Source organism: Streptomonospora alba, assembly GCF_000826685.1.
In the GTDB taxonomy this organism is placed as follows: domain Bacteria; phylum Actinomycetota; class Actinomycetes; order Streptosporangiales; family Streptosporangiaceae; genus Streptomonospora; species Streptomonospora alba.
The window spans coordinates 13,447-40,075 of record NZ_JROO01000012.1; the positions used below are offsets into that span (position 1 = coordinate 13,447).

Consider the following 26,629-nt stretch of genomic DNA (forward strand, 5'->3'; position numbering starts at 1 on the left):
CACAGAGCTGTTCACCGAGGGCCGCAGCGGCCGCTTCGAACAGGTTCTAGTAGACCAGCGCCTGGGCGCCGTCTTGAAGGGTCTCCTCGACGAAGACGGGGGCGCCGGCGATGCGGACTCCGGTGATCAGGTCGTCGCCTGCGAGGTCCCGCCGGGCGGCGCATTGGGTGCAGACCGTTACCCGGCCGACGGCCAGTACGCCTTCCAGCAGGTCCGAGAGCGGAGCCGCGTGGGGGAGGCTGAAGGCCTCGGCCCGTCCGGGGACGGCGTACCAGGCCGCCTCGCCGGTGAGCCACAGCGAGACCTCGACTCCGCTGGCCGCCGCGGCCGCGGCTACGGTGAACGCCTGGTTGCAGCGCTCGGGGTCCTCCTCGCCGGCAGTGGCCTTGATCACCAGTGTGCGGTTCATGCGGGCCAGCGTAGCGGTCTCGCGCAGCGGGACGGTCGGGCCGCCCGTGCGGCTCAGACGGCCCCGGCGACGACCAGAAGGACCCCGGTGCACGCCGAGACCACGGTCGATCCGCTCAGGAGCAGCGCGTCGACGGCGCCGCGGGAGCCCCCTCCCTCCTGCTCGACGCCGTCGCGGCGGCGCTCGATGCGCAGCCGCCCGTCCGGCGGCGCGGTGAGGACGGGGTGGCCGTCGCGCAGCTCCACGCGGCCGTGCACGGTGATCGGGTCGCCCGGCCGGAGCACCCACTCGCGGTACTCGAATTCGATGGTCTCCCCGCGGAACAGGCCGGAAATCCGCCCCTTGACCCGCGGCAGCAGGTCGTCGGCGGGTGCCGGTACGCCGCGCTGGGGCCGACCCACGACCCGCTGCAGGCACAGATCGGCGCCGGAGAGCGCCGCGTCCGCGGGATCGACCAGTACGGGACTCCGGGTGCGCTGGGCCGCGCCGGCGCTGCCGGCGATACCGAAGGCGTCGGCGGCCCCGTAGTCGGCGATGGAGTCGCAGGCGCGCACCCGCACGCGCTCGCCGCTGCCGGAGTCCTCGGTCAGCGACCAGTAGTGGCGCAGCACCTCGTGGCCGTGCCAGACACACTCGCTGCGGGCCAGCCGCGACTCGACGGCGCCTTGGGGGCCCGCCACCGCGACCCCGGAGACCGCGACCTCGCCGCCGGCCTGTTCGGCCAGGGAACGGGGGCGCACCTCGTCGGCGGCGCGCCGGCCCCGCCAGCGGCGCAGGGAGCGGACGGCCAGCGGCGCGAGGATCGCCGCAGCGAGCAGGAGGGCCACCCCGATGACCAGCATGCCAGGCCGCCTCTCTTCGCTTCGTCGGTGTTGCAGGCCGCGTCGGCTGCCGTCGCCTTACGGCGCCGCGGCACTGGCATCTTCTTTACCAGGTTCGGAGGGGAGGGCGGGCACTCTCGACCGCCGCACACGACCGCACGCGTCCCCGCGACTCGTGCGGGTGAACACCGTAATACCTGACGGGGGAGGCCGGGCCGTTAACGGCGGCTGGATCCGGCGGCATCCGGAGCGAATACACGGTGTCACTCCGGCGTCCGTGAGCGGCTACGCTCGGAGACCATGCAGTCAGAGGTGCACCGCGATCTTGAGAAGCTGTCCTTCCTGATAGGCCGCTGGGAGGGGGTAGGCGTCGCCGGATACGCCGAGCTGGACGAGTTCCAGTTCGGCCAGGAGGTCGAGTTCAGCAACGAGGGCGGACCCTACCTCGGTTACCGCAGCCGAGTGTGGAAGCTCACCGCCGACGGTTCGTTGGACGAGCTGTGGACGTCGGAGTCCGGTTACTGGCGCTGCCTTCCTGCGTCGGCCGGGGAGTCCGCCGAGGACACGCCTCCGGTCCACGTCGAGGCGCTGATCAGCCATCCCGAGGGCTACAGCGAGATCTACCTCGGCACCGTATTCGCCAGCCGCGTGGAGCTGACCACCGACGCGGTGGTGCGTACCGAGAGCGGCCAGCAGGTGACGGCCGGAAAGCGCCTCTACGGCCTCTTCGGCGAGGAGCGCGAGACTCTGGGCTATGCCTGGGACATGGCGGCGCGCGGCCACGACCTGCGGTCGTTCATGTCGGCACAGCTCAAACAAGTCGACTGAGCCGCCGAGCGGGGCGCGCCGCGGACGTGCAGCGTCCGGCGGCGGGCGCGCGGGGGGAGTAGGGCGCGATCGGCGCCCGGAAAAAGGACAGATCCCCGGGGTGGCTCCGCCGCGTGCGGCGCAATCGCGCCGGGTGGACAAGTCCCGGCGACCCGGGGATCCGGGTGTCCGAAGTGGATTCGCCAGAGCGAACCGCTATCAGCGTGTCGCCCTAGCGGACGGACACCTCGCAAGTCCCAAACGTCTTCACTGTTCGGACCACCTCCTTTCCTGCGTGACTTCGACACTACGGCGCCCGCGAAGTGCGGGGCAAACGTTTTTTCTGCGCCGTCTGCCCCCTTTGCCGTGTTTCCGGTGACGCGCGGCACGGAACGTCCGGCGGGCGCGGCGACTCCGGCCGGTGCCACACGGCCACCGGGCCGCCGGGGCGCATACCATCGGAGGCATGACTTCGCCGTTGCTGACGCGTCCCGGTGCCGTCGCCGCCGCCCCGCCCGACTCCGATGTCGCCGCCCACTACGGCGAACCGGTGCAGGAGGGCCGTGCGATGGACCGCAGCGCCGCCTGGATCGACCGCTGGAACCGCAGTGTCGTACGGGTGAGCGGGCCCGACCGGCTCGGTTGGCTGAACGACCTCACCAGCCAGGACGTCGCCGCTGCCGAGCCCGGCACCGCCACCGAGGCGCTGATCCTCGACACCAAGGGCCACATCCGCTTCCACCTGTCCCTGCTGGAGGACGGCGAGGCCGTGTGGATCCACACCGAGCCGGGCGCCGGCGCCGATCTCGCCGCCTTCCTCGACTCGATGCGGTTCATGCTCCGGGTGGAGATCGAGGACCTCAGCGATGCGCGCGCCGTGCTGACTCTGGCCGGCCCCGACCGCGAGGCCGCGCTGTCCCTGGTGCCCGATCTCGGTGCCGAGATCCCGGTGCGGCGCACCGACTCCGGAGCCGACCTCTTCCTGCCCGCCGAATCCCTGGCCGAGGCCGCCTCCGCGCTCGCCGACGCCGGCATCCGGGCAGCGGGCATGCAGGCGCACGAGGCCGCGCGCATCGCCGACCACCGCCCCCGTCTGGGCCTCGACACCGACCACCGCGCCATCCCGCACGAGATGGGCTGGGTGGGTCCGGCGGTCCATCTGGAGAAGGGCTGCTACCCCGGCCAGGAGACCGTCGCGCGGGTCCACAACCTGGGCCGCCCGCCGCGCCGCCTGGTGATGCTGCACCTCGACGGCAGCGTCGAGCGCCTCCCCGAGCGGGGCGCCGCGATCGAGCTGGAAGGCCGGTCCGTGGGGACGGTGGGATCCTCGGCCCGCCACCACGAACTGGGCCCCATCGCGCTCGGCCTGGTCAAGCGGAACGTCCCCGTCGAGACTCAGTTCACCGTCGACGGCATCGCCGCCGGCCAGGAGGTCATCGTGTCGCCCGACACCGGCGCGAACGCCAACATCCAGCTGCGCCGCCGCCCGGCTTAGGCCGGGGCCGACCGATGCGGCCGGGGCCGCATCGCCTGCGGATACGCTCCCGGCCGGCCTCCTGCGGCGCCGAGGTGATCACGCGGCACCCGATCCATTAGTCTGCTGCTGCGGATCCATCAGCGGAGCCCCGCGGTGCACCCCCCGTGGGCGGATTCGAGGACGAGCATGGTCCCATCGGGAGGCCCACCGAGCGCCGCGGGCGCCGATCCGATGTGCGGCGCCCTCGGCCGTCGGTGATCCGGCCGCTCCCTCACCACCGACGCGTATCGGACACCTTCAATGGACGAAGTGGCAGAGACTCTCCAACTCATCACGCTGATCCTGGTCGGCGTCGGCGCCTTCCTGTGGTGGCGCGCCATGCAGGCGCGCTCCCACCGGCTCAAGCTGCAGACGACGCCGAACTACCCGCTGGGCAGGCTGGCCGATATGGAGGAGCTCCCGGCCAGGGCCGAGGTGCTGGCCGAGGCCGCCGCCGGCCCGGAGGGGCTGCTGACCTCCCCTTACTCCCAGACCGAGTGCGTGTGGTTCCGAGTCGAGGTGGTGCACCACCACTACTCGGACGAGACCGGCGATCGGCTGGAGCTGAGCCCGGTCTTCGATCTGCACTCCCACCAGCCGTTCACGCTCACCGACGTCACCGGCTCCGCCCTGTGCCGACCGCACTGGGTCGAGGTGGAGCACGCCGACCTGGTGCACGACCGCTTCGACGAGGGCGTGGTGCCGCCCACCGACGCGCTTTCCCCGCCCCACTTGGAGGACGCCGAACGGGGCGTGGTCACCGCCAGCACGAAGGTGGCCGGCCCGGCGGCGCTGACGCCCGGTTGCTCCTTCCGCGAATGGGTGATCCCTCCCGGCGAGCGCATCTTCCTGCGCGCCTTCCCGCACCGCGATGACGACGGCGGCGTCGTGCTCATGGGCGGCGAGGACGAGCCGATGACGATCTCCACCCACACCGAGCAGGAGCTGATCCGCGAGGACCGCGGCAAGGAGGTCCTGGGCTTCACGGCGCTGCCGGTGACGCTGGTCCTGCTGGTGTTCGCGCTCCTGCTGGGGTAAGGCTTCCCGGAGCCGCGGCCCCGGGAAGCCCGCCGGTCGGCCGGTACGGCGCCCTTCGGCGCCGGCACCGTGGGCCGCACTACAGCGCGGCCGCCAGCCGCTCCTCGTGGAGGGCCTCGCCCCAGGACGGGGGCAGCGGGGGCAGTTCGCCCACGCGCATGCGCAGCAGCAGGTCGGCCAGCTGCGGATTGCGCGGCAGGGCGGGGCCGTGCAGGTAGGTGCCCAGCACCTGGCCCTGGTAGGCGCCCTCGGTGCTCCCGTCGTTGCCGATGCCGGCCACGGTGCGGGAAAGCGGTGTGGCGGTCGGCCCCAGGGTGGTGCGGCCCTGGTGGTTCTCGAAGCCGGTGATGCGGCCCCCGCCCAGCTCGGGAGCGACGTCGGCGACGATCTCGCCGACCGCGCGGGTCTCGCCGCGCCCGCTGTGGATGTCCAGGATCCCCACACCGGGCAGCGGATTGTCGTCGTCGTCGCCGTAGCTCTGGCCGACGATCTGGTAGCCCGCGCAGACCGCCAGCACCGCCGCGCCGCGCTCGGCGGCGCGCTTGAGCCCGCCGTCGGCGCGCAGCCGGTTGGCCGCGAGAATCTGCGGCCGGTCCTCGCCGCCGCCGAGCAGGTAGACGTCGCCCTCGGCCGGAACCGGGTCGCTGGAGTGGACGTGCAGGATCTCGGTCCTGATGCCGCGCTGCTCGGCACGGCGGCGCAGGATCAGCGCGTTGCCCTGGTCGCCGTAGGTGCTGAGCAGGTCAGGGTAGATCCACACGATGCGCAGAACGCTGCTTGTGTCGCTCATCAGATGCCCTTCTGTGTCCTACTCGACGCGGCCGTAGTCGGCGCGGATCTGCTGGAAGGCCGTGTAGTTGGCGATGACGTCCAGCTTGGTGATGTCGGGGCTCTCGGCCTTGACCTTGGCGACCACATCGCTGACGCGGTCGGCGACCTCGAAGGGGACTTCGTCGGTCTCCAGCCGCAGTGCCAGGTCGGTGCGCCGCTCGCCCATCACGAACACCCGCCGGCCGCGCAGCACCGAGTAGTCGACGTCCCACAGCCAGGAGGTGTCCTTGCCGTCGGGGATCTGCGCGTTGACCGAGAGGATCACCGGCACCCGCGGCGGGTCCAGCACGGAGAAGGACTCCAGCCAGCCGGCGGGGTTCTTGGCCAGCAGCAGGCGGACCTCGACGCCGTCGGTGACGACCGAGGTGTAGCGCCCGGCGACCGAGCGGATCTCCTGCAGGCGCGGCAGGGACTGGGCGGCCGGGATCCCGTAGGCCGCCGCGGTGGCCATCGCGATCGCCGCGTTGGCGCGGTTGGCGTCACCGGGCAGGCTCATCCGCAGTGGCCAGCGCTGCTCGCCGGGGTCGACCACGCTGTCGTTCTCGTTGTCGACCGACCAGGTGGCGTCGGGGCGGCGCATGCCGCACTCCGGGCACTCCCAGTGCGGGTCGGGATCGCGCTTGAGGTGGCCTCCGCACTCCGGGCAGCACCAGGAGTCCTCCTTCCAGCGCTGGCCGGCCGAGACCCATGTGGCGTAGTTGGCGCCCAGCCCGGCCCAGGCCACCAGGGGGTCGTCGGCGTTGGCGACGACGTGGGCCTGGGTGCGGCCCAGCGCATCGCGCCACTTCTTCGCCAGCAGGTTGATCTCCGAGGCGCGGTCCATCTGGTCGCGACTCAGGTTCATCAGCACGACCACCGCCGCGTTCGTGGCCTCCAGCACCCGCGGCAGGTACTTCTCGTCGACCTCCAGCACGGCCTCGCGGGCGTCGGGCTGGTTGGCCAGGGCGGTGATGTGGCCGGTGGGCATGTTGGCGCCGTGCTCGTTGGTGGCGACGGGGCCGAGCTCCTGCAGCGCCGACGCGATCAGGCGCGTCGTCGTGGTTTTGCCGTTGGTCGCGCTGACCAGGGCGATCCGTCGGCCGCGTGACAGCTGGGCGAGCAGGTCGGGTTCGACCTTGAGCGCGACCTTTCCGCCGATGACGGAGCCGTCGCCGCGCCCGGTCGCCCGGGAGAGCGAGGCCGCGCCCTTACCCACGACCGCGGCCAGTTGGGCACGCAAGGGAAGTTCGCTCATGATCCCCACAACGTTCGAATGAGAGAGAGTGCGATGCGCCTGGGCGCCAGGCGGTGCAACCCAGACTATTGCCCTGTCCGGACCGCGCGGATCCGCCGGAGCGCGCCGGACGGGGGTGAGGCGGCCAGGCTACCGGAGCGGCTCCCCCGCGCCGCGACCGCAGCGCGCGCGTCCGGCGGCCCGTCGGACGCGCGCTACCCCTTGTCGGCCGTGCGCCAGTCGAGCCGTTCGGGAGGCGGGCCCAGGTTGGGCGGAGGCTCCTCCTGCGCCGCCGCGCCGCGCGGTTGGGCGGGCGCCTCGGCGGCGGACGCCGCCTCGGGGACGTCGTCGACGGTGCTGAGCGTGGCCGTGGGCAGGGTAAGGATGCCGGGGTTGGCGTCGGCGAGCACGGGACCTTCGGCGCCGGGCAGCACCATGGCGGTCGGCGGCAGCGTGCGCAGCCCGTGCACGTCGGCGCGGTGGTCGCTGAGCACGTCCTCGGCACGCTCCTGCTCGCCGGACGCCTCGCCGCCGATCCCCGCCGCCTGAGCGGTGGTGCGCCCCCATGTGGTGGCGGTGCGGATGTGGCGGGCCAGATCCAGCGGGGCCAGGGACGCCGCCGCGTTGCGCATGGACACCGGCGCAGTGACGTCCTCGGCGGTGTCGCCGACGTAGCCGTCGGCCACGGATTCGCGCAGCGCTTCGCCGATGACCTCGGTCAGCCGGTGCATCCGCAACACCGGCGCTCCCCGCGGACCGGCCTGCGCCTCCTGCGCGCCGCCGGGCCCCAGCAGCACCGGCAGCATCCGCGCCGCCGCCGCCGCGGTGGGCTGGCGCATGATCACGGGAAGGCGCCCCGCGCCGCGCAGCCAGTGTTCGGCGTCCTCGGGGACCTCGCGGAACAGCAGCACCATCCCTGCGCCGGCGGCCGAGGCCGTCTCGCCGAGGCGGTCCAGATCGTGTGGGGGCAGCGCCTCGGCGCCCGCCACCACGATCGTGTGCTGCCAGGGGCGTGCGGGCGCCTGCGCGCGGGCGGCGCGCAGCTCCAGCAGCTCACTCAGCGCCGCCACGGTGTAGGTGCCGTAGGCCCGTGCGGAAACCTCGCCCAGCGTGCGGTCGGTGGCGATGACCTTGACCTGGGCGTAGGGCTCCTCCCCGGCGCGGCGGCCGACGCCCTCGAAGGGGGCCAGGTGCCGCTCCAGCTCCCACGCGCGCTCGCGCACACCCCGATCGCTCCCGCAGCGGGCGCGCAGCTCGGCCCGCCGGTCGGCCGGAACCAGGCCCAGCGCGGGATCGGCGTCGCCTCCGGGGTCGTCGGGCGGCGTGCTCAGCACCCGCAGCCCGCCGAGCAGCGTGGCGACGCCGCTCTGCGGCCCCAGCACCTCCAGCAGCCGCAGAAGCAGGGTCTCGTCTGCGTCGATGTCGGCGTCGGCGTCGGCTGCGGAGGCCAGCGAGGCGAGGATGCGGGCGCGCTGGTCGGCGCCGAGGTTGGTGCCCAGGTTCATCCGCTGCAGGTCGGCCGGCAGCACCCATACGCGGGGGACCACGGCCGAACGCTTGACCAGCGCGCACAGCTCGGCGGCGGTGCCGCGGCCGGACAGGTCGAGGACGGTGAGGTCTCCGCCGACGCGCAGCACCGAGGCCCCCACGGTGGTCACCAGCGCCGACCACCCGGCGTCCTCGCCGCCGACCACGGCGACGGCCTGTGCGCCCTCGGGCGGGCGCACGCCGTACCAGCGTGGCTGGGCCTCGTAGGCGCGTTTGCGGGTCTGCCACTCGTCGTAAGCGCGGGCGTGCTCCTCCTGACGCTCGCGGAGGTCGCGTTCGCGGGCGGACCGCTCGGACTCCAGGCGGCGTTCCTCGGCGCGCAGCCGCTCGCGCGTGACGCGGCGGCCCTGGAGCAGGGCGACGGCTATGGGCAGGGCCACGGCCGCGCACGCCATCCAGGAACCGAAGACGACGGGTCCGGGCAGCACACGCAGCGGCCACAGCGGCACGCACAGCAGCGCGAGGGCGCCCAGGACCGCCAATGCGACATAGAGCGGACGGTGGGTGCGGGCTTCGTTCTCCCGCTGCGCAGAGATCCACTCGGGGCTGAGGGCGATCCGGTCGCCGGGCGAGGGGCGCTGCGGCGGCGGCCCGGGATCGGGAGCCGGCACCTCGTAGCGCCACCCGAGATACGTCGGACTCGGATGGACTCCCGATGGGGGATCGGCCACCTCGAAGCACCTCCTGCCCGGCGTCGGGGCGGCCGGGTCGGCATCGCGCGGTATGCGGAGATCGTGCGGAGAATACCGCAGATGTTGGCAGCAGGTCTCCGTGTTGTCACGACCCGGCCGCGAAACGCGACGGCGGTGCACGGCAGTACTGCGCCGGCGCCGGCACGGAAAGGCCCCGAACGCAAAAGCCGGACGCCGGTGCCGGCGGGGTGTGCCCCCGCCCGCACCGGCGTCCGCGCGGCTGTCCTGTCGCGACCGTGCTCAGGCGTCGACCTGGAGGTCGATCACCTTGCCCGTCTCGGCGTCGACCGCGTACTCGGCGCTGAAGCCCTTGGAGGCCAGCACCTTGACCTTCCAGGCGCCGTCCGCGGCGAAGAAGCGGAACGTGCCCTCCTCGCCGGTCGCCACCTCGCCGACGAAGTCGTCGGAGCTGTTCAGCAGGCGTGCGTAGGCGCCGCTGAGCGGCACGCCGTCGCGCCGCACGACGCCCTGGATCACCGCCTGGTCACCGGCGTCGGCATCGGCCAGGGCGACGCCCCCGACCGGCGCGCCGCATCCGTTGTCGCTCACTGCGTGTCCTCCTCGCTCAGTGCCCTTCGGGCCGCCGCACGGCCGCGGACGGGACGTCGGTCACTTGGCCTCGCCCAGCTCCACCGGAACGCCGACCAGCGAGCCGTACTCGGTCCAGGAGCCGTCGTAGTTCTTCACGTTCTCCAGGCCCAGCAGCTCGTGCAGCGCGAACCAGGTGTGCGACGAACGCTCGCCGATTCGGCAGTAGGCGATGATGTCCTTGTCCAGGTCCACGCCGGCCTCGGTGTAGAGCCGGCGCAGCTCCTCGTCGCTCTTGAAGGTGCCGTCGTCGTTGGCGGTCTTGGACCAGGGAATGTTGCGCGCGGTGGGAATGTGCCCGGCCCGCTGCGCGGTCTCCTGCGGCAGGTGCGCCGGCGCCAGCAGCTTGCCGACGAACTCGTCGGGCGAGCGCACGTCGACCAGGTCCTTCTTGCCGATGGAGTCGACGACCTCCTCGCGGAAGGCGCGGATCGAGGTGTCCTGCTCCTTGGCGCTGTAGGAGGTCTTGGCGCGCTCGGGCACCTCCTCGACCAGCTCGCGGGAGTCCAGCTCCCACTTCTTGCGGCCGCCGTCGAGCAGCTTGACGCTCTGGTGACCGTAGAGGCGGAAGTACCAGTAGGCGTAGGCCGCGAACCAGTTGTTGTTGCCGCCGTAGAGGATGACGGTGTCGTCGTTGGAGATGCCCTTCTCCGAGAGGAGCTTCTCGAAGCCGGTGCGGTCCACGAAGTCCCGGCGGACCGGGTCCTGCAGTTCGGTCTTCCAGTCGAGCTTGACGGCGTTGCGGATGTGGCCCTTGTCGTAGGCCGACGTGTCCTCGTCCACTTCGACGAGGACGACGTTCGGGTCGTCGAGGTGAGCCTCCACCCAGTCGGCGTCCACGAGGACGTCGGAGCGGCTCATGGGGAACCTCCTTGATTCATCGGTCGATCGTGCATGTCGCCGCGAAGGCGGTCGGCGGGGTGCCGAGCGCCCTCACGGGGTGCGGCCCACCGGGGTCAGCCGGCGCATCATCAGATACATCTCACAGCCCAGGCACAAGCCGAAGGCGGCGTTGAGGAAAGCGGCCAGAAGCGCGAACGCGGTGGCGGCGACTCCCAGCCAGGTGCCTACCGCGAGGTAGCCGACCAGGCCGAGCAGGGCGAACGCCAGCCCGACCGCCTGAGCGAAGCGCGGCGGGGCGGATTCCTCGGTCTCCTGCGGCGGTCCCAGGCGAGGGCGGATCAACCAGGCGAAGAGCAGGCCGTAGGGCGAGCGCCGCACACCGGCGGCGACAGCGACGGCGAAGACCAGCGCCTGGAAGGCGAGGAGCCATGCGCTGCCGGTGACCAGCACGATCGCGAGGACCGCGGTGGTGATGACGGCGGCGAAGCGTTGACCTCGCGGGTCGACCTGCATCGTGGAGTTCCCACCCGGGTGAGTGCTGCTTGCGGAGACGAGGGGCGGCCGAGGGCCGGATCGCGCAGCCGAACGGCGGGCCGGGATCAGTCCCCGGGGCGGTCGGCTCTAGCTGACAGCACGACAGAGCGCGGTGGCGACGTGGCAGAAGTCCACGGCGCGGCGCTTGGTCAGAAACGGCTCTGTCGGAGAACTCACGCCTTCGATGATACGGGGTGCGCAGGCCGATGTCACGGTGGGCCCGTTCACAGGGCCGCCCAGGAGGAACGGGACGTGCCCGGCTAGGCGACGGCCGCGCCCAGGGCGGCGATGACGTCGGCCTTGCGGGGCTGGCCCGCTGCCCGCCGGGTGATGCGCCCGGCGGAGTCGAGCACCAGGACGGTGGGCGTACGCATGACATCGAGTCGGCGCACCAGTTCCAGATGCGACTCCGCGTCGATCTCGACATGGTTCACACCGTCGACCATGCCGCTCACCTCGGCGAGGATGCGCCGGGTCGCGCGGCAGGGCTGGCAGAAGGCGGTGGAGAACTGCACCAGCGTCGCGCGCTCGCCCAGTCCGGTGCCCAGGTCCTGGCCTGTGATCTCCTGCGGGCGCCCGTGTGCGGCGGCCGCGGCGGCGCCGTCGTGCTGTGCGTCCATGCCGGCTGCCTCCTCCCCTGGCGACTGCTGCGCCGTCGGCAGCGGGCGCCTGCGGCGGGCACCGCCGACCGCGCGGAAACGGCCGTCGAGGCGGCGCCGCAGGAGTCCGAACACCGTTCCCGCGACCAGCACCGCCACCAGGGCGGCGACGCCGGCGAGCGTCTCGGTGCCCACTGCGCCCGCGTCCACGAGGCTACCCCTGTGCCGGGGAGGAGCCGCCGACGAGCTGGACGTCGCTCGCCTCGGCGTTGACCTCGACCCCGTTGGGCAGCGCCTCGATGCCCTGGACCTCCAGGCCGAAGGGCATCTCGGGAACGGGCACCTGCAGGGTCAGCAGGCCCTCGGCCAGATCCGCGCCGCCGAGCTGGCTCTGGCCGACCTCGATGTCGGCGGGGGTGACCACGATCGAACCCTCGTCGACCGCGACCTTGAGATCGGCCGTGACCGGCGTGCTGTACTGGCCCAGGGCCAGGTCCCCCGACATGCGCGGCTGGCCGTCCTCGTTCTCGATCACGATGCCCTCGGGCAGGCGCTTCTGCAGCTCGCTGTACGGCAGCAGGACCTTGGCCTCGGCCGTGTCCGCGACCACGCTGGGCTGGGTCATCAGATCCGACAGGGGCGCCTGGACGTCGCGCGCGGTGACGTCGACGCGGTCGAGCTGGACGTCGTCGACGACGACGGCGCCGGTGACGATCCGGATCTGGCCGTACTCACCGCTGATGGCCTGGTTGAGGAAGGGGAAGCCGCCGATGGTGACCTCCGGTTCGGACGTCATCTCGTACTGCTGCTCGACACGCGAGGCGATCTCGCTCTCGGCCGCATAGTGCAGTCCGCGGTCCGCCACGGCGACCACGATCAGCACGAAGATCACAAAAACGAGGAACTTACGCATCGGGCTACCAGCACGCTCCTGTTGGGTCCGGCGCCCCGCCCGGCTCCGACTTCCGGCCGGCGGGCACGCCACGGCGGCGGCGTCGGAGGGCGCCCAAAGCTCAGTACTTGCACGAAGGGTACTTCACACGTTCCGTCACTTCGGGGTCCAGGGGGATCTCCCAGCGAACTCTGACAAAGCACCCAGGGGCGCGGACCGGACCCTCGCGGGGGGGAGCGATCGGCGGAACCGGCGCGCACCGACGACGAGGTTAGCGCGACATGAGCATGCTGGCTAGGTTGTCGGTGGCCGACGCCCCCGAGAGGGAAAGCTCGATCACGTTGGTGGCGACGACCGCCGCGGAGCTGCGCCTGCCGAACTCCAGCACATGCGGCTGCTGCTCGTGCTCCTCCATCGCCAGCTCGTCGCGGTAGATGGCGTAGACGATGCGCTGCAGGGGTGCGCTGGACACAGTGTGGCAGGCGAAGAGCAGTGTGTCGGGCTCGTTGCGGGCCACCTCGTCGACGACGTCGTCGGCGGCGTCGTCGAAGGCGTCGGCGCGCCCTTCGGCGAGCGTGTAGATGGTGATGACGCCCAGCAAGGGCTGCTGGCGCGCCGCCGACGGCCCCGTCGCCGCAGCGCCGCCACCGGGGCCGGCCTCGTCGTAGCCGTAGTCGTCGTAATCGCCGTAATCGTCGTAGTCGCCGCGGTCGAGGTCGCGGTCGCGCCGTCGGCGCCTGCCCCACACAGCGTCCTCCTCATCGTCGTCGGCGAAGTCGCCGCTCTCGCCGCTCTCGTCGCCGCGGTCGGTGCGGGCCGCCCGGGAGCGGCCGCGGGCACGGCGGTTCGGGCGCTCGCGCGGGGGGTCGTCGGCCCGTAGGAAACCCACCCACAGAGCCGCGATCGCGCCCGGCATCAGCAGCTGGCCGAGAATACCCAGCCCGAAGCGGCTTACGAGGATCTCCAGCAGCACCGCGAGCGCGATCAGCCCCAGGACCGACAACTCGTGCCGGGAGATCCGGGGGCGAGCACCCGTCCGACGCGCCACGGCGACCGCGCAAGCGATGAGGGCCGCCGCAGCGAAGATGTGCACCATCGCCAGAGCGATCGCGGGGATGGTGTCGTAGTGCTCGCGCATGACGGGGTAGGTGTTGTCGAAACTGCCGCGCAGCCGGTCCATCGTGAGTACGACGAACGGCACGACGCCCAGGGTGGTCACCACCAGGCGGACGCCGAAGCGTGCGCGCGGCGACTCGATCGCGTACTCCACGGCGCCCCAGGCGGCCAGCAGCGGCCCCAGAAGCCCGAGCCCGATCTGCAGCGTGCGGAACGTCGCCCCGGAGAAGCCGAGCAGCGCTCCGGGGAAGGCTGCGCTGAGCGCGATCGCGACCACCATCACCGAAGCGCCCCAGGCAGCACTGTGGAGGCCCGGGCTCCTGATACCGCGAGCGATCAGCGCCGCGGTGGCGCTCCATGCCACCAAGGCGCAGACGAATGCCAGTCCAACCTCGACCATCCCGCCAATCATGGTGCACGCACGGGGCCGGTGGTGAATCCGGATGAGCGATTCTCTGCCCGTTTTGCCCTACTCACCAGTATTTGAACGGAATCAGTCGTTTGACTTGTGAGTTACCTCACCGGACAGAGCGCGGTCCCCGCCACGTCGCCCGGCGGTGCGTGCGGAAGCCGTAGGCTCGAAGACATGTGGCGCAATCTCCGTCGATCCGACCGCGGCCGCGCCGCCCTGGCAGGGGAAGCGTCGGCGGCCAGTGCCGAATCGCGACGCGACGCCGGCGACGGCGCGCCGAGCGTGCCGCTACCGGCGGGCGCACCCACCGACGCCGAACGCACCGGCGCTCCCATCGCGTTCTTCGACGTCGACAACACCCTCATGCGCGGCGCGTCCATCTACCACTTCGCGCGCGGCCTGGCCTCGCGCGACCTGTTCACCACCCGCGACCTGCTCCGCTTCGCCTGGGGACAGATGCTCTTCCGCGTCAGCGGAACCGAGCAGCCCCAGCAGATCAACGCCGCACGCGAGGCCGCGCTCGCCTTCGTCGCCGGTCACGGCGTCGACGACCTCGTCGACCTGTGCGAGGGGATCTACGACGACACGATGTCCGACCGCATCTGGGAAGGCGCCCGGCGGCTCGTCGAACGCCACCTCATGGCGGGTGAACGCGTCTGGCTCGTCACCGCCACGCCCGTGGAACTGGCCGACATCATCAAGCGCCGGCTCGGGCTCGACGGCGCCCTGGGCACGGTGGCCGAGACCGTCGACGGCGTCTACACCGGCCGCCTGGTCGGCGACCTGCTGCACGGCCCGGCCAAGGCCGCGGCCGTGGAGGCGCTGACCCGCCGCGAAGGTGTGGACCTGGCCGACTGCACCGCCTACAGCGACTCCAGCAACGACCTTCCGCTGCTGCACGCCGTAGGGCGTCCCAACGCCGTCAACCCCGACGACGCGCTGCGCGATCACGCCCTCGCCCGCGGCTGGCCGCTGCACGAGTTCCGCACCCACCGCACCGCGCTCCGGGTCGGCGTACCCGCGGCCGTGGCAGGGGCTGTCGCGGGCGGTGTGACGGTAGGCGTGCTGCGCCGCCGCACACACCGCTGAGTCGGTCGTGAGCCGCGTGGATCGGTGCGACGGGCCGTGCGGGCGGCGGAAACCGGCTGCGCTCAGGCGCCCAGCGCCGCCCGGGGCCGGTGCGGACGGCCGCGCGGCGGTGCCGCGCGGTGCTCGCGGTGCCCGTCGAAGCGCTCGTTCAGGTAGGCCTCGAACGCCTCCTGCGAACTGTAGGCGGGCGACCAGCCCAGTTCGCGCTCCAGCTTGCTGAAGTCCACGACACGGTCCGAGCAGAGCAGCCGCAACTGGTCGGGCGAGTAGTCGAGCTTGCCGCGCCGGGCGATCCCGCCGAGCATGCGCAGCCCTCGCTCGGGCATCGCGAAACGTCGGCGGCCCACGCGCCGCAGGCACTGCGACAGCGGCAGAGAGCCCGATCCGGCCACGTTGAACACGCCGTCGCTGCCGCTCAGGGCCATCCGGCGCACCGCCTCCACGCCGTCGTCCTCGTGGATGAACTGCATGTTCGGGTCGTAGCCGCGCACCGTCGGCACCAGACGCAGCCCGAAGTAGCGGGTCAGCGGGGTATCGATCGACGGACCGATGAAGCTGGCGAAGCGCAGAACGGCCACCGAGACCTCGGGGCGGCGACGCGCCAGGGCCCCGGTGTGCTCCTCGACCTCGGCGGCGTTGTGCGCATAGGCCGAGCGCGGCAGGCTGCGCGCCTCGCGCTCTTCGGTGCACAGCGCCTGCTCGCGGCCCGACTCGCCGTAGACAGCGGCGCTGGAGCGCACCACCAGGCGCGATACGGCGGCGGAGCGCTGGCATCCGTCCAGCAGCTGCATGGTGCCCAGGATGTTGCCGTTGTCCGCCGCGGCCCGCCCGCCGGAGGAGCCTCCGGACGGGGTCAGGCCCAGGTGCAGCACGGTGTCGGCACCGGAATCGGCGACGGTCTGCGCCAGACTGCCGCCGTGCAGGTCCGCGGACACGTACTCGGCCCCGCCGAGCGGGTGGCGCGGGGGTGCGGCGTCGACGCCGACCACCCGGTCGACGCCGGGCTCGGCCGCCACGGCCTCGGCTACGCGGCCCCCCAGATCGCGGGAGACTCCGGTTACGAGTACAACGCGGCCCATCAACACGCCTCCACGAATCGGGGGGTGAAACCTGCTAGAGGGAGGCCTCCGCGGCTACCGCGCCGCAGCGGGGCCGTGGCGGCCGCCGCGGCGTCCGGTGCCCGCGGAGAGGCCGACCTCTGCCGGGGGTGCCGGCTACTTCTTGTTGCGGCGCGCGACCCGGGTCCTCTTCAGCAGCTTGCGGTGCTTCTTCTTCGCCATGCGCTTACGGCGCTTCTTGATGACGGAACCCATAGGGATCACCTCTCGCCAGCGGACCTGATGACACGACGGCCCGCCTCGCCCGCTGCCCGAACTGGCAGCGCGCGTGCGGTACCGGCGGAAGAATGCGGCGGGATCCGTCACTCGGACGGGCGCGCGAGATCGCGCGCCGATGAAATACGCCGCACCCGAACACCCAGCCTACCGCGTGACTCACCGCGTTCGGCGCAGCGGCCGCCTTCGTCCGTCGTCCGCCCCCGCCAACACGGGAACCGGCGGAGGGAATTCCCCGCCCTCGGTCAGGCCGTGCAGCCCGCAGGCGATGCGGTCTCAGGCACCGGGAACCAGCGGGCCCTGCTTGCGGTAGAGAACGGCCGCCGGCTCCGCATAGCCCACGCTGACCAGCTTCTGGTCCTCGAAGGTCAGCGACGTCACGCTGGCGAGGTTGCACTGCCGCCGGTCGGGGCGGTGCCACAGCCGCTTCTTCTCGGCCACGCGGCGCGCCATCCAGATCGGCAACTGGTGGCTGACGCACACCGCCTCGCGCCCCCACGCCTCCTTGCGCACCACCTTGATGATGTCGACCATGCGGGCGACGACCTGCGAGTAGGGCTCGCCCCACGAGGGGCGGAAGGGGTTGTAGACCCGACGCAGCACACGCGGGTCGCGCACGGAGCGCCGGGACAGGGTCATGCCCTGGAAGGTGTTGCCCGCCTCGATGAGCCGGTCGTCCAGCCGTATGGCCACACCGAACTCGTCGGCGACCGCCTGGGCGGTCTCCTCGGCACGGTCCAGCGGCGACGAGTACAACGCGGCGATGTCGCGTCCGGAGAACCACTCGGCGGCGAGGCCGGCCATCTCCGATCCGTTGTCGCTCAGGTGGAACTCCGGCAGCCGGCCGTAGAGGATCCCGTCCGGGTTGTGGACTTCGCCGTGCCTGAGGAGATGGACAACGGTGGTCGTACTCATGTGCGGGCGACCGGTTCCCTTCCGTCGGTTGCGGGGCGGAGTCGCAGCGGTCGGCACTCGGCCCGGTCGGGCGGGAGCGCGGTGGAGCCCGCCGACCGGGAACGCACGCCGACGCCGCCGTGCGGGTGTGAGCTGCTGCGCGTTTCGATACCCAATCTATCGACAGTCGCCTGCCGGATCGCACCGCTCCGCGGTTGCAGGGCCGGGCCGGGAGGCGGGCGGCCGCCGTCCCGGCCCGGCCCTGTGCCGCACCGGGCCGCTCAGACCTCGGCGGCGGCGCGGGCGGCGCGGGGCAGCGCGCTGACGATGCGGTCGATCGCGGCGTCGTCGTGGGCGGCCGAGAGGAACCACGCCTCGAAGGCGGCCGGCGGCAGGAAGACGCCCTGGTCGAGCATCGCGTGGAAGAAGGCGGCGAACCGGTCGAGGTGCTGAGCGCGTGCGCCCTCGAAGTCGGTGACCTCCGCGCCGGTGAAGAACACGGTGAACAGGCTGCCGCCCCGTTGGACGCGGTGCTCGACTCCGGCGGCGGTCAGCTCGCGTTCCGCGGCCGAGGCGACGTGGTCGGCGGCCGCGTCGATGCGCGCATAGACGTCGTCGGTGGCGTTGCGCAGCGTCGCCAACCCGGCCGCAGTGGCCAGGGGGTTCCCCGACAGGGTGCCGGCCTGGTACACGGGCCCGGCCGGCGCGAGCAGCTCCATCAGCTCCGCGCGGCCGCCGAAGGCCGCCGCGGGCAGTCCGCCGCCCATGACCTTACCGTAGGTCACCAGGTCGGGCGCCACGCCCTCCAGGCCGTACCAGCCCGAGCGGCTGACGCGGAAGCCGGTCAGCACCTCGTCCAGCACCAGCAGGGAGCCGTTGGCCGCGGCGATCTCCTTCAGCCGCGCGTTGAAGCCTTCCTCGGGCGGCACCACGCCCATGTTGGCCGGGCACGCCTCGGCGATCACGCAGGCGATGTCCTCGCCCTGCTCGGCGAACACGCGCTGGACGGCCTCGACGTCGTTGTAGGGGAGCACGATGGTGTCGGCCGCGCCGGCCCCGGTCACCCCCGGGGAGTCCGGCAGCGCGAAGGTGGCCACGCCCGATCCCGCCGACGCCAGCAGGGCGTCGACGTGGCCGTGGTAGTTGCCGGCGAACTTGACCACCTTGCCGCGGCCGGTCGCGGCGCGGGCCAGGCGGATCGCCGACATGGTCGCCTCGGTGCCGGAGTTGACGAGGCGGACCTGCTCGACCGGGGTGCGGGCGACGATCTCCTCGGCCAGCTCGACCTCGCCGGCGGTGGCGGTGCCGTACGAGGTGCCCTTGGCGGCGGCCTCGGTCAGCGCCTCGACCACCGCGGGGTGGGCGTGGCCGAGGATCATCGGCCCCCACGAGCAGATCAGGTCGACGTAGGTGTTGCCGTCGACGTCGGTGAGGTAGGGGCCCTTGCCCGAGGCCATGAACGGCGGGGTGCCCCCGACCGCTCCGAACGCCCGGACAGGGGAGTTCACCGCACCGGGGACGACGGCGCTTGCTCGCTGGAACAGCTCGGCGGAAGTCTCTCGATTACCCACGTCCCCAAGTGTGGCAGGAGGCGCCCGCCGTTGCGCCCTCGCCCGGACGGCGCCCGGCACGGCGCTCCGCGTCCCGCCCGGCGCCGTGTGCGCGGGCCGCGGAGCGCCGGGCTCCGCGGCCCGCGCACTACTTCAGGCCGGTCGTGGCGATACCCCGCACCAGGTACCGCTGGCCGAACAGGAAGATCAGGAAGATCGGTATCAGCGAGACCACCGACATCGCCATCAGCGAGCCCCATGAGCTGTCGGAGGTGGAGTCGACGAAGGTCCGCAGGGCGACGGGAACCGTGTACATGTTCGGGTCGGTGAGGAAGATGAGCTGGCTGAAGAAGTCGTTCCAGGTCCAGATGAACGTGAAGATCGCCGTGGTGGCCAGCGCCGGCATGGACAGCGGCAGCATGACCTGCAGGAAGATCCGCGCGTGCCCGGCGCCGTCGATGTGGGCCGCCTCGGTGAGATCGCGCGGGACGCCCCGGAAGAACTGCACCATCAGGAAGATGAAGAACGCGTCGGTGGCCAGCAGCTTGGGCACCACCAGCGGCAGATAGGTGTTGATCCAGTCCAGCTGCGAGAACAGGACGTACTGCGGCACGATCACCACGTGGATCGGCAGCATGATCGACATCAGCATGACGGCGAACCACAGCTTGCGGCCGCGGAAGTTCAGCCGGGCGAACGCGTAGGCGGCCATCGAGCACGACACGAGGTTGCCCAGCACGGCGCCGGCCACGACCACCAGCGAGTTCATCAGGTAGTGGGTAAACGGGTGCGCCAGCGCGTTCCACCCGGCCGTGTAGTTGCCGAGGTCGAGCTGACTGGGGATCAGCGAGGGATCGCGGAAGATGAGGGCGGTGGGCTTGAAGGAGCTCGCGACCATCCACAGCAGCGGGTAGATCATGACGAGCCCGGCGGTGATCAGCAAGGCGTGCTTGCCGAGGCGCCGAAGCAGATGGGGCCAGTCGGCGCGGAGCCGGGCGGCGGCCGGCGCGCCTGCCGCGGTCCCGGCCGGGCCGCGGTGTGCGGCCGGATCGTGTTCCCGCCCGCGGCGCGTGGCCCGGTCGTCCGCTCCCGGCAGGTCGTGTTCAGTCATCGTAGAAGACCCAGTACTTCGAGGCGAAGAAGTTGACCGCGGTGAGCGCCGCGATGATCACCAGTAGCAGCCAGGCCATCGCCGAGGCGTAGCCCATGTGCAGGTTCGCGAAGCCTTCCTCGTAGAGGTAGAGCGTGTAGAACAGCGTCGAGTCGATCGGCCCGCCGGTGCCTCCGCTCACGACGAAGGCCTGCGTGAACGCCTGGAAGGCGAAGATGGTCTGCAGGACCAGGTTGAAGAAGATGATGGGGGTCAGCAGCGGGATCGTGACGCTGCGGAACTGCCGCGCCTTCCCGGCGCCGTCGATGGCGGAGGCCTCGTAGAGGTGCCGCGGGATCTGCCGCAGCCCCGCCAGGAAGATCACCATCGGCGAGCCGAAGGTCCACACGTTGAACACGATGAGCGTGCCCAGCGCGTAGTCGGGGTGGGCGATCCACCCCGGCCCCTCGACGCCGAACAGCGCCAGGATCTGGTTGATCAGTCCCGCGTTGCCGAAGATCCGCCGCCACAGGATCGCGACCGCCACGCTGGCGCCCATGAGTGAGGGCAGGTAGAACACCGAGCGGTAGATCGGCAGCCCTCGCAGGCCGCGGTCGAGGAACAGTGCCAGGCCCAGCGCCGCGGCCAGCTGCAGCGGTACCGAGACGAACACATAGGTGAAGGTCACCCGCAGCGACGTGAACAGGCGCGGGTCGCCGGCCATCGCGATGTAGTTGTCCAGCCCGGTCCACTCGGGTGCGTCCAGCAGGCTGTAGTCGGTGAACGAGAGGTAGAGCGAGGCCGTGATCGGCCCGACGGTGATCAGCGCCAGGCCCGCGAACCACGGTGCGAGGAACACCAGCGCGGCCTTGTTGTCCCCCTGCTCGGCCGGGCTGGGCTTGGGACGTTCCGCCTTCGTCCGCCGCAGGGCGGCGAGCTCACCGATCGCGGACATGGTGCCTCCCCGCGCCGCCGGCGTGCGTGGCGGTGTCCGGGTCGCCGGCGCCCGCGGCCGGCTCGGGCAGACCGAGGTCGCCGACGGCGACCGGCATGCCGGAGTCCATCGAGGCGTTGGCGGCCAGGCCCACGGAGACCGAGGCGAGGCCGTCGCGGAACCCGGCCCGCCGGCCGAGGGGATCGGGCTGCGGCCGACCGAAGACGTCCTGCAGCAGGAGGGCGTCGCCGCCGCCGTGGCCGCCGCGGTCCTCGGCGATGGGCACCGACTCCGCCTTCTCCCAGTGCCGCTGCACCGTGAGCCGCGCCCCCCGGCGGCGGGCCTCGCCGTCGGCGGTGTCGGCCACCGAGCTGGCGTCCAGCACGAACCGCCCGTCGGGGCCGGGCAGGACCGCGCTGCGCTCCACGACCTCGAGCTCGGCCCGACCGGCGGTGCCGTTGACGGTGACGCGGTAGCCCTCCCAAGGGCTGTGGGCGTTGAGCGAGTAGGTCAGCACCGCACCGCGGCCGTAACAGACCATGGCGGACACGTTGTCCTCGATGGTGATGCCCGGGGCGAAGACGTCGCGGTCGCGCAGGTAGCCGTCGTGGACCTCGGCGTCGAGGTAGAGGGAGCGCAGCGCCGGGTCGGCGCGCAGGTCGAGGGCGAAGGGGTCGGTGCTGGGCGGGTCGGTTGTTCCGCGCTCGGGGCGCTCTCCCAGCCCGCGGGAGCGGGCGTTGGCGTCGCCGTAGAACCGCAGGCCGCCGCTGGCGAACACCCATGCCGGAGTGTCGGCCAGCCACCAGTTCACCAGGTCGAAGTGGTGACCGGCCTTGTGCACGGCGAGCCCGCCGGAGTTGCCCTTCTCCCGGTGCCAGCGGCGGAAGTAGTCGGCGCCGTGCATGGTGTCCAGGGCCCATTCGAAATGGACGGAGGTGACCTCACCGATGCGGCCCGAGCCGACCGCCTCCTTGAGCGCCGCGTTGCGCGGCGAGTACCGGTAGTTGAACGTCAGCACCAGGGACCGGCCGGTCTCCTCGATCGCCGCGGCGATCGCCCGGCAGCCCTCGGCCGAGGTGGTCAGCGGCTTCTCCAGCACGACGTCGGCGCCGGCCCGCATGGCGCGATCGACGACCTCGGCGTGGGTTCCGTCCGGGGTGGTCACCACGACGGTGTCCACCCGCTCGCCGGCGACCATGCGCTCCAGGTCGCCGGGGGTGTAGCGGGCGGGCGGCGGGGCGCCGGGCAGGTGCTCGGCGACGATACGGTCCGCGTGGTCCATCCGCGCCGGGTTGGGCTCGCACCAGGCGGCCAACTCGGCGGTGTCGGCGTGCTCGCCGACCAGCGCGGCGATGTAGAACTGCGCACGCGCGCCCGTGCCGACCACGGCGTACCGGCGGGTCCGGGTCATGCCTCTCCTCGCGTCCTGGGGTACTGGGAGTCCTGTCGTCGAAGGCCGCGCACATGGGCGCGGTGCGGCGGGGCGGGTGCCGGCCCGGCTCGGGCCGGAGCCCGCCCCGAGCCGGTCGCCGGCCCCGTCCGCGACCGGGTCAGGAGACGGCTTCGGTGAGGTCGGTGACGAACTGCTCGGCGCCCTGCTCCGAGGACTTCCGGCCGAAGAGCACCGCCTCGTTGGTCCGCTGCAGCAGGTCGACGGACTCGGTGGAGCCGGTCGGGCCGATGACGAAATCGCCGTCGACGAGACCGCTCATGCTGTCGACGAAGGCGAACTCGGCCTCCTGGCTTTCGGTGAGGTCGCCCTCCAGGTGGGCGCGGATGTCGGGGTTGGCCGGGATGCCCCGGTCGGACTTGATGAAGTCGGCCGCACGCGGATCGTTGACGAGGAAGTCGACGAGCTTGGCTGCGGCTTCGGGGTGCTCGCTGCGCTGGCTGATGGTGTAGAGCTGCGAGGCCTGCAGCCACATGCCGGTGCCTTGGGCCGTGGTCTCGCCGGGTGCGCGCAGCATGATCAGGTCGTCGCCGGATCCCTCGCGGAACGCGGCGAGCTGGTTGGACCAGGCGAGCTTCATCCCGGCTCGGCCCTGGCCGAGCAGCGTCTGCTCGGGTGCCGCCTGGGCGGCCAGTTCGGCGGTCATGCTCGCCGAGGGGGTCGCCCCCGCCTCCTCCAGGGCGGTGGTCATCTCGAACCACTCGCTCACGGTCTCCTGCTCGATCGCGATGCCGCCCTGCGGGGAGTAGAGGCCCTGGCCGGTGCGCTGGTTGGCGTAGAGGTCGAGCGTGTCGGGCTGGGTGGGGTCCTCCGAGCCGAACGTGTCGTCGGGGGTGCCGGCCGAGATCTCCTCGGCTATGTCGGCGTAGTCCTGCCAGCTCCAGGAGTCGTCGTCGGGCGGCTCCACACCGGCGTCCTCGAAAACGGCGGGGTTGGCGATGACCGAGAAGGTGTTCACGCCGGTCGGCACCCCGTAGTCGCTGCCGTCGAACCGGCCGTTGGATAGCGCTTTCTCGTCGAGTGCGCCGATATCCAGGTGGTCGGAGACTTCGGCGAGGTCGAGCAGCACGCCGCGGTCGGCGTACTCGCGGGGGTAGGCGCCGCCCATGGTGATCACGTCGGGCTCGTCGCCTGCCGCGACCGAGGTGGACAGCCGGTCGAAGTAGGACTCGAAGTCGATCGACTCCGTCTCGACGGTGATCTGCGGGTTGGCCTCTTCGAAAGCCGCGACCGCCTGGTTGGTGATCTGCGCGCGCTCCTCGTTGCCCCACCAGGAGAACCGGATCGTGGTCTGCTCGTCGCCCGAGCCGCCGCCGCACGCCGTAGCGAGCAGCGCGGTGCCGGTCAGGACCGCCGCCAGGCGGAAGGTCGTCCGGCCGCGGGCAGGTCCCCGGCCGGTGGGTGGTAGTTGCCGCATGAGCTGTACTCCCTCGTCACGCCGTCGCGGTCGCCGCGAGTGCCACGTGTGCCGCACCCCGGCCGCTCGCGGCGCCTGTGCCGGACCCGAGCGCTGTGGCGTGAAACACACATTTACACCGGTGAAATTTGAGCACGGCGTCCGCCCGCGGTCAATCCCCCCTTCATCCGTCGGATTCGGGCGCTTCAGGCGCTCTCCACGGCTCCGCCCGTCGACTCACGCGTGATGATCTGAGGTCCCACGACAAGCTCGCGGCCGCCCGCCACGGCGGGCTCGCCCCGGGCGATCCGGTCCACCAGCAGCCACACGGCGGTGCGCGCGATCTCGGTCCGGCCGGGCTGCACCGTCGTCAGGCTCGGGCAGGAGAAGCGGCCTTCCTCGATGTCGTCGAAGCCGGCCACCGCGACGTCCTCGGGCACCCGCAGGCCCCGCTCGAACAGCACCCGCATCGCGCCGAGCGCGAGCACGTCGTTGAGCCCGTAGACGGCGTCGACGCCGATCCCGCGGTCGAGCACCCGGCGCATGGCCTCGGCACCCGTGGCGCGCGTCCACTCGATCGCCTCGCCGGTGCGCCGGGGGTCGTGCTCGATTCCGGCCTCGGCGAGCGCCTCGGTGAAGCCCTGCGTGCGCAGCGAACCGGCACCGGCGCCGCGCGCGTCGTAGGAGCCGATCACCGCGACGCGCCGCCGTCCGCGCTCCAGCAGGTGCTCGGTCACCGCCCGCGCACCCGCCACGTTGCCCATCGCCACGTGGTGGACGCTGCCGTGCAGGGAGCGCTCCCCCAGCAGCACCAGCGGATAGTCCACCTCCAGCCGGTGCGCGTCGGCAGGGCGCAGCCCCAGCGGGGAGAAGATCAGCCCGTCGGTCATCCGGCGGCGGTCGCTGGTCAGCACCTCCAGCTCGCGCTCGCGCAGCCCGCCGGTCCGTTCGACGAGCACGGTGTAGCCGCGTTCGGCCGCGGCGACGATGACCTCGTCGGAGAGCTCGGCGAAGTAGGGCAGCCGCATCTCCGGCACCGCGAGCGTGATCATCCCGGTCCGGCCCAGGCTCAGGTTCCGCGCCGAGAAGTTCATCCGATAGCCCAGCTCGGAGATCGCCGCGAGCACCCGCGACTTGGTAGCGGTGCTGACGTGCGGGAAGTCGTTGACCACGTTGGACACGGTCTTGACCGACACCCCTGCGCGCCGCGCCACGTCGCGCATCGTCACAGGCACCGCACGCCACCTCCGGAGTCGGCAGGTCCCAATCGGATTCCCACAGTGCCTCCCCCTCCCGCGGCCGTGGACGCCGGACCCCGTCCCGGCCTAGGTTAGGGTAACCGGTTACCGAAGAGGAGGGTGTTATGGCGGCACTGCCCTGGCTGCGGGTCGACGGCCCCCGCATCGTCGACGAGCACGGAACGGCGGTGACACTGCACGGTGTGGGTCTCGGCGGCTGGTTGAACATGGAGAACTTCATCGCCGGCTATCCGGGCGCCGAGCAGCAACTGCGCGCCGCGCTGCGCTCGGCGCTGGGCGAGGAAGGCTACGCCCGCTTCTTCGACGCGTTCCTCAGCGGATTCTTCGCCGAGGCCGACGCCGCCCACCTGGCCTCACTCGGGATCGACTCTGTGCGCATCCCGGTGAACTACCGGCACTTCGAGGACGACCAGCGTCCGTTCGAACTTCGGGAAAGCGGTTTCACTCACCTGGACCGGGTGATCGGCGAACTGGCGCGGCACGGGATCTACTCCATCATCGACCTGCATGCGCTGCCCGGCTGCCAGAACCACCACTGGCACAGCGACAACCCGACCCACGTCGCGTCGTTCTGGCAGCACCGGCACTTCCAGGACCGCGCGGTATGGCTGTGGGAGGCGATCGCCGACCGCTACCGCGACCGCCCGGAGGTCGCCGGCTACAACCCGATGAACGAGCCCGCCGACCCCACCGGCGAGCTCATCGGGCCGTTCTACGCCCGGCTGGAGCGCGCGATCCGCGCCGTCGACGCCAGGCACATCCTGTTCCTGGACGGCAACCGCTACGCCACCGACTTCAGCGCCTTCGCCGAGCCGCTGCCCAACACGGTCTACTCCACGCACGACTACGCCCTGCCCGGCATCGCGGGCGGCACCGGCTATCCGGGCACCACCCGCGGGGAGTATTTCGACCGCGCGGTGCTGGAGGAGACCTTCCTGCGGCGCACCGAATACATGCGGCGCACCCGGACCCCGGTGTGGATCGGGGAGTTCGGCCCGGTCTATCCCACCGACCGGCCGCTGGAGGAGTGGCGGCTCGCGCTGCTGGCCGACCAGCTCGACATCTACCGTGAGCACGGGGCGAGCTGGGCGCTGTGGACCTACAAGGACATCGGGCTGCAAGGCCTGGTCCACGCGCACCCGGAGAGCCCGTACCTGCAGCGGATCGCCCCCGTCCTGGAGGCCAAGCACCGCCTCGGCACCGACTCCTGGGGCGGCTCCGACGCGGGCGTGCGCGCGATCCTGGATCCGATCGACGCGGTGTTCGACCGCGAGTTCCCCGGATTCGATCCCTACCCGTGGGGACGCAGGCAGTTCGTCGCCGGGTTGGTACGCCACATCCTGCTGGCGGAACCGCTGGTCGAGCGGTTCGGCGACGCCTTCGCCGGCGTCTCGCCCGAGGAAGCCGAGCAGCTCGCGGCGTCGTTCCGGTTCGCCCACTGCGTCGAACGCACCCCGCTCTCCGAAGTACTGCGCGCACATCTCCTCTAGGTGTTCTGTCCCGGGGGTTGGTAACGCGGCCGGTGGATGGTTCGGGTCGGCGTCCGCCGGTTGCGGTGGGCGGATGGCCGGGCGCCTCACGGGGCGGCGAGGGCGGTGGGCGGTTCGGGGCCGATGCTGGGAGCGGTACTGGTGCCGGGCCGTGCACGCCCGATGCCGCGCCGGGGCGCGCCGGGGGAACCCGCCGCCCTTCTTCCGAGATACGGGCTCCGGCGGGGCCGATTCGCCCGGTTCGCACCGCTCCCTCGCCCGCATCAGCGTTGATCTTGTACCTA

General features: G+C 72.0%; 25 protein-coding genes. 5 read left to right on the forward strand and 20 right to left on the reverse strand.

What is annotated here, in order from left to right; genetic code table 11:
* Window positions 1–46: 46 nt before the first annotated feature.
* Entirely contained in the window at window positions 47–409 is a 363-nt protein-coding gene (locus LP52_RS07625; RefSeq protein ID WP_040271958.1) for a DsrE family protein, read from the reverse strand.
* Between the two features lie 53 nt (window positions 410–462).
* A complete protein-coding gene (locus LP52_RS07630) occupies window positions 463–1,251 on the reverse strand; it encodes a GIDE domain-containing protein (protein WP_040271959.1) in 789 nt (262 codons plus the stop codon).
* Between the two features lie 279 nt (window positions 1,252–1,530).
* On the opposite strand from LP52_RS07630, the gene LP52_RS07635 reads away from it, so the two are divergent.
* The 3 genes from LP52_RS07635 (at window position 1,531) to LP52_RS07645 (ending at window position 4,591) form a co-directional block, all read left to right on the forward strand.
* Complete coding sequence (locus LP52_RS07635; protein ID WP_040271960.1) at window positions 1,531–2,058, forward strand: nitrobindin family protein; 528 nt, start codon at window positions 1,531–1,533, stop codon at window positions 2,056–2,058.
* A 445-nt stretch (window positions 2,059–2,503) separates the two neighbouring features.
* Complete coding sequence (gene ygfZ, locus LP52_RS07640; RefSeq protein ID WP_040271961.1) at window positions 2,504–3,532, forward strand: CAF17-like 4Fe-4S cluster assembly/insertion protein YgfZ; 1,029 nt, start codon at window positions 2,504–2,506, stop codon at window positions 3,530–3,532.
* A gap of 291 nt (window positions 3,533–3,823) precedes the next feature.
* Window positions 3,824–4,591: a GIDE domain-containing protein gene (locus LP52_RS07645; RefSeq protein WP_169775353.1), complete on the forward strand. Its 768-nt coding sequence runs from the start codon at window positions 3,824–3,826 to the stop codon at window positions 4,589–4,591.
* A 79-nt stretch (window positions 4,592–4,670) separates the two neighbouring features.
* On the opposite strand, the gene LP52_RS07650 is transcribed toward LP52_RS07645, so the two are convergent.
* From LP52_RS07650 to LP52_RS07690, 9 genes are all read right to left on the reverse strand, one after another.
* A complete protein-coding gene (locus tag LP52_RS07650) occupies window positions 4,671–5,381 on the reverse strand; it encodes a type 1 glutamine amidotransferase (RefSeq protein ID WP_040271963.1) in 711 nt (236 codons plus the stop codon).
* Between the two features lie 18 nt (window positions 5,382–5,399).
* The gene (locus LP52_RS07655; protein WP_040271965.1) at window positions 5,400–6,656 is read right to left on the reverse strand and encodes a MurT ligase domain-containing protein; all 1,257 of its coding nucleotides are present in this window, start codon (window positions 6,654–6,656) and stop codon (window positions 5,400–5,402) included.
* A gap of 194 nt (window positions 6,657–6,850) precedes the next feature.
* On the reverse strand, window positions 6,851–8,854 hold the full coding sequence (locus LP52_RS07660; protein ID WP_052809577.1) for a hypothetical protein: 2,004 nt from the start codon (window positions 8,852–8,854) through the stop codon (window positions 6,851–6,853).
* Between the two features lie 261 nt (window positions 8,855–9,115).
* Window positions 9,116–9,424 carry a DUF1416 domain-containing protein gene (locus LP52_RS07665; RefSeq protein WP_040271968.1) on the reverse strand — a complete coding sequence of 103 codons (309 nt, stop codon included), beginning with the start codon at window positions 9,422–9,424 and terminating at the stop codon, window positions 9,116–9,118.
* A gap of 60 nt (window positions 9,425–9,484) precedes the next feature.
* Window positions 9,485–10,324, reverse strand: coding sequence for a sulfurtransferase (locus LP52_RS07670; RefSeq protein ID WP_040271970.1), 840 nt, complete (start codon window positions 10,322–10,324; stop codon window positions 9,485–9,487).
* Between the two features lie 72 nt (window positions 10,325–10,396).
* Window positions 10,397–10,819, reverse strand: a complete 423-nt coding sequence (locus tag LP52_RS07675; RefSeq protein ID WP_040271971.1) for a DUF4395 domain-containing protein — start codon at window positions 10,817–10,819, stop codon at window positions 10,397–10,399.
* Between the two features lie 281 nt (window positions 10,820–11,100).
* Window positions 11,101–11,460, reverse strand: a complete 360-nt coding sequence (locus tag LP52_RS07680; protein ID WP_084723006.1) for a TlpA family protein disulfide reductase — start codon at window positions 11,458–11,460, stop codon at window positions 11,101–11,103.
* A 193-nt stretch (window positions 11,461–11,653) separates the two neighbouring features.
* A complete protein-coding gene (locus LP52_RS07685; RefSeq protein WP_040271973.1) occupies window positions 11,654–12,352 on the reverse strand; it encodes an LmeA family phospholipid-binding protein in 699 nt (232 codons plus the stop codon).
* A gap of 250 nt (window positions 12,353–12,602) precedes the next feature.
* Complete coding sequence (locus tag LP52_RS07690; protein ID WP_040271975.1) at window positions 12,603–13,847, reverse strand: putative quinol monooxygenase; 1,245 nt, start codon at window positions 13,845–13,847, stop codon at window positions 12,603–12,605.
* A gap of 186 nt (window positions 13,848–14,033) precedes the next feature.
* Between LP52_RS07690 and LP52_RS07695 the strand changes: the two genes are divergently transcribed.
* The gene (locus tag LP52_RS07695) at window positions 14,034–14,948 is read left to right on the forward strand and encodes an HAD family hydrolase (RefSeq protein WP_084723000.1); all 915 of its coding nucleotides are present in this window, start codon (window positions 14,034–14,036) and stop codon (window positions 14,946–14,948) included.
* Window positions 14,949–15,010: 62 nt separating this feature from the next.
* Here the strand turns inward: LP52_RS07695 and LP52_RS07700 are convergent, their stop codons facing one another.
* The 9 genes from LP52_RS07700 to LP52_RS07735 all read right to left on the reverse strand — a co-directional run bounded on the left by LP52_RS07700 (window position 15,011) and on the right by LP52_RS07735 (window position 24,831).
* Window positions 15,011–16,027, reverse strand: a complete 1,017-nt coding sequence (locus LP52_RS07700; protein WP_084723001.1) for an NAD-dependent epimerase/dehydratase family protein — start codon at window positions 16,025–16,027, stop codon at window positions 15,011–15,013.
* 135 nt (window positions 16,028–16,162) lie between these two features.
* Window positions 16,163–16,261 carry a 30S ribosomal protein bS22 gene (locus LP52_RS26355; RefSeq protein ID WP_013155353.1) on the reverse strand — a complete coding sequence of 33 codons (99 nt, stop codon included), beginning with the start codon at window positions 16,259–16,261 and terminating at the stop codon, window positions 16,163–16,165.
* Window positions 16,262–16,558: 297 nt separating this feature from the next.
* Window positions 16,559–17,197: a histidine phosphatase family protein gene (locus tag LP52_RS07705; protein WP_040271977.1), complete on the reverse strand. Its 639-nt coding sequence runs from the start codon at window positions 17,195–17,197 to the stop codon at window positions 16,559–16,561.
* A gap of 260 nt (window positions 17,198–17,457) precedes the next feature.
* Entirely contained in the window at window positions 17,458–18,747 is a 1,290-nt protein-coding gene (hemL, locus tag LP52_RS07710) for a glutamate-1-semialdehyde 2,1-aminomutase (protein ID WP_084723002.1), read from the reverse strand.
* Window positions 18,748–18,874: 127 nt separating this feature from the next.
* Entirely contained in the window at window positions 18,875–19,645 is a 771-nt protein-coding gene (locus tag LP52_RS07715) for a carbohydrate ABC transporter permease (protein WP_238580783.1), read from the reverse strand.
* A gap of 184 nt (window positions 19,646–19,829) precedes the next feature.
* Window positions 19,830–20,771, reverse strand: coding sequence for a carbohydrate ABC transporter permease (locus tag LP52_RS07720; RefSeq protein WP_040271982.1), 942 nt, complete (start codon window positions 20,769–20,771; stop codon window positions 19,830–19,832).
* A complete protein-coding gene (locus LP52_RS07725) occupies window positions 20,755–22,161 on the reverse strand; it encodes a Gfo/Idh/MocA family protein (protein ID WP_084723003.1) in 1,407 nt (468 codons plus the stop codon). The genes LP52_RS07720 and LP52_RS07725 overlap by 17 nt, the downstream gene beginning before the upstream one ends.
* A 139-nt stretch (window positions 22,162–22,300) precedes the next feature.
* Window positions 22,301–23,617 (reverse strand): ABC transporter substrate-binding protein, encoded by a 1,317-nt coding sequence (locus LP52_RS07730; RefSeq protein WP_052809578.1) that lies wholly within the window; start codon window positions 23,615–23,617, stop codon window positions 22,301–22,303.
* A gap of 185 nt (window positions 23,618–23,802) precedes the next feature.
* Window positions 23,803–24,831, reverse strand: coding sequence for a LacI family DNA-binding transcriptional regulator (locus tag LP52_RS07735; RefSeq protein WP_202966077.1), 1,029 nt, complete (start codon window positions 24,829–24,831; stop codon window positions 23,803–23,805).
* Window positions 24,832–24,959: 128 nt separating this feature from the next.
* Here LP52_RS07735 and LP52_RS07740 point away from each other — a divergent pair, with 128 nt between their 5' ends.
* On the forward strand, window positions 24,960–26,345 hold the full coding sequence (locus LP52_RS07740; RefSeq protein ID WP_040271985.1) for a glycoside hydrolase family 5 protein: 1,386 nt from the start codon (window positions 24,960–24,962) through the stop codon (window positions 26,343–26,345).
* Window positions 26,346–26,629: the final 284 nt, after the last annotated feature.

Coding starts and splice junctions, on each gene's coding strand:
- LP52_RS07650 (WP_040271963.1), bottom strand. CDS start 5,381: ATGAGCGACACAAGCAGCGTTCTGCGCATCGTGTGGATCTACCCTGAC.
- LP52_RS07700 (WP_084723001.1), bottom strand. CDS start 16,027: ATGGGCCGCGTTGTACTCGTAACCGGAGTCTCCCGCGATCTGGGGGGC.
- LP52_RS07690 (WP_040271975.1), bottom strand. CDS start 13,847: ATGGTCGAGGTTGGACTGGCATTCGTCTGCGCCTTGGTGGCATGGAGC.
- LP52_RS07655 (WP_040271965.1), bottom strand. CDS start 6,656: ATGAGCGAACTTCCCTTGCGTGCCCAACTGGCCGCGGTCGTGGGTAAG.
- LP52_RS07740 (WP_040271985.1), top strand. CDS start 24,960: ATGGCGGCACTGCCCTGGCTGCGGGTCGACGGCCCCCGCATCGTCGAC.
- LP52_RS07720 (WP_040271982.1), bottom strand. CDS start 20,771: ATGTCCGCGATCGGTGAGCTCGCCGCCCTGCGGCGGACGAAGGCGGAA.
- LP52_RS07680 (WP_084723006.1), bottom strand. CDS start 11,460: ATGGACGCACAGCACGACGGCGCCGCCGCGGCCGCCGCACACGGGCGC.
- LP52_RS07715 (WP_238580783.1), bottom strand. CDS start 19,645: ATGATCTACCCGCTGCTGTGGATGGTCGCGAGCTCCTTCAAGCCCACC.
- LP52_RS07705 (WP_040271977.1), bottom strand. CDS start 17,197: ATGAGTACGACCACCGTTGTCCATCTCCTCAGGCACGGCGAAGTCCAC.
- LP52_RS07695 (WP_084723000.1), top strand. CDS start 14,034: ATGTGGCGCAATCTCCGTCGATCCGACCGCGGCCGCGCCGCCCTGGCA.
- ygfZ (WP_040271961.1), top strand. CDS start 2,504: ATGACTTCGCCGTTGCTGACGCGTCCCGGTGCCGTCGCCGCCGCCCCG.
- LP52_RS07635 (WP_040271960.1), top strand. CDS start 1,531: ATGCAGTCAGAGGTGCACCGCGATCTTGAGAAGCTGTCCTTCCTGATA.
- LP52_RS07725 (WP_084723003.1), bottom strand. CDS start 22,161: ATGACCCGGACCCGCCGGTACGCCGTGGTCGGCACGGGCGCGCGTGCG.
- LP52_RS07685 (WP_040271973.1), bottom strand. CDS start 12,352: ATGCGTAAGTTCCTCGTTTTTGTGATCTTCGTGCTGATCGTGGTCGCC.
- LP52_RS07625 (WP_040271958.1), bottom strand. CDS start 409: ATGAACCGCACACTGGTGATCAAGGCCACTGCCGGCGAGGAGGACCCC.
- LP52_RS26355 (WP_013155353.1), bottom strand. CDS start 16,261: ATGGGTTCCGTCATCAAGAAGCGCCGTAAGCGCATGGCGAAGAAGAAG.
- LP52_RS07670 (WP_040271970.1), bottom strand. CDS start 10,324: ATGAGCCGCTCCGACGTCCTCGTGGACGCCGACTGGGTGGAGGCTCAC.
- LP52_RS07675 (WP_040271971.1), bottom strand. CDS start 10,819: ATGCAGGTCGACCCGCGAGGTCAACGCTTCGCCGCCGTCATCACCACC.
- LP52_RS07730 (WP_052809578.1), bottom strand. CDS start 23,617: ATGCGGCAACTACCACCCACCGGCCGGGGACCTGCCCGCGGCCGGACG.
- LP52_RS07630 (WP_040271959.1), bottom strand. CDS start 1,251: ATGCTGGTCATCGGGGTGGCCCTCCTGCTCGCTGCGGCGATCCTCGCG.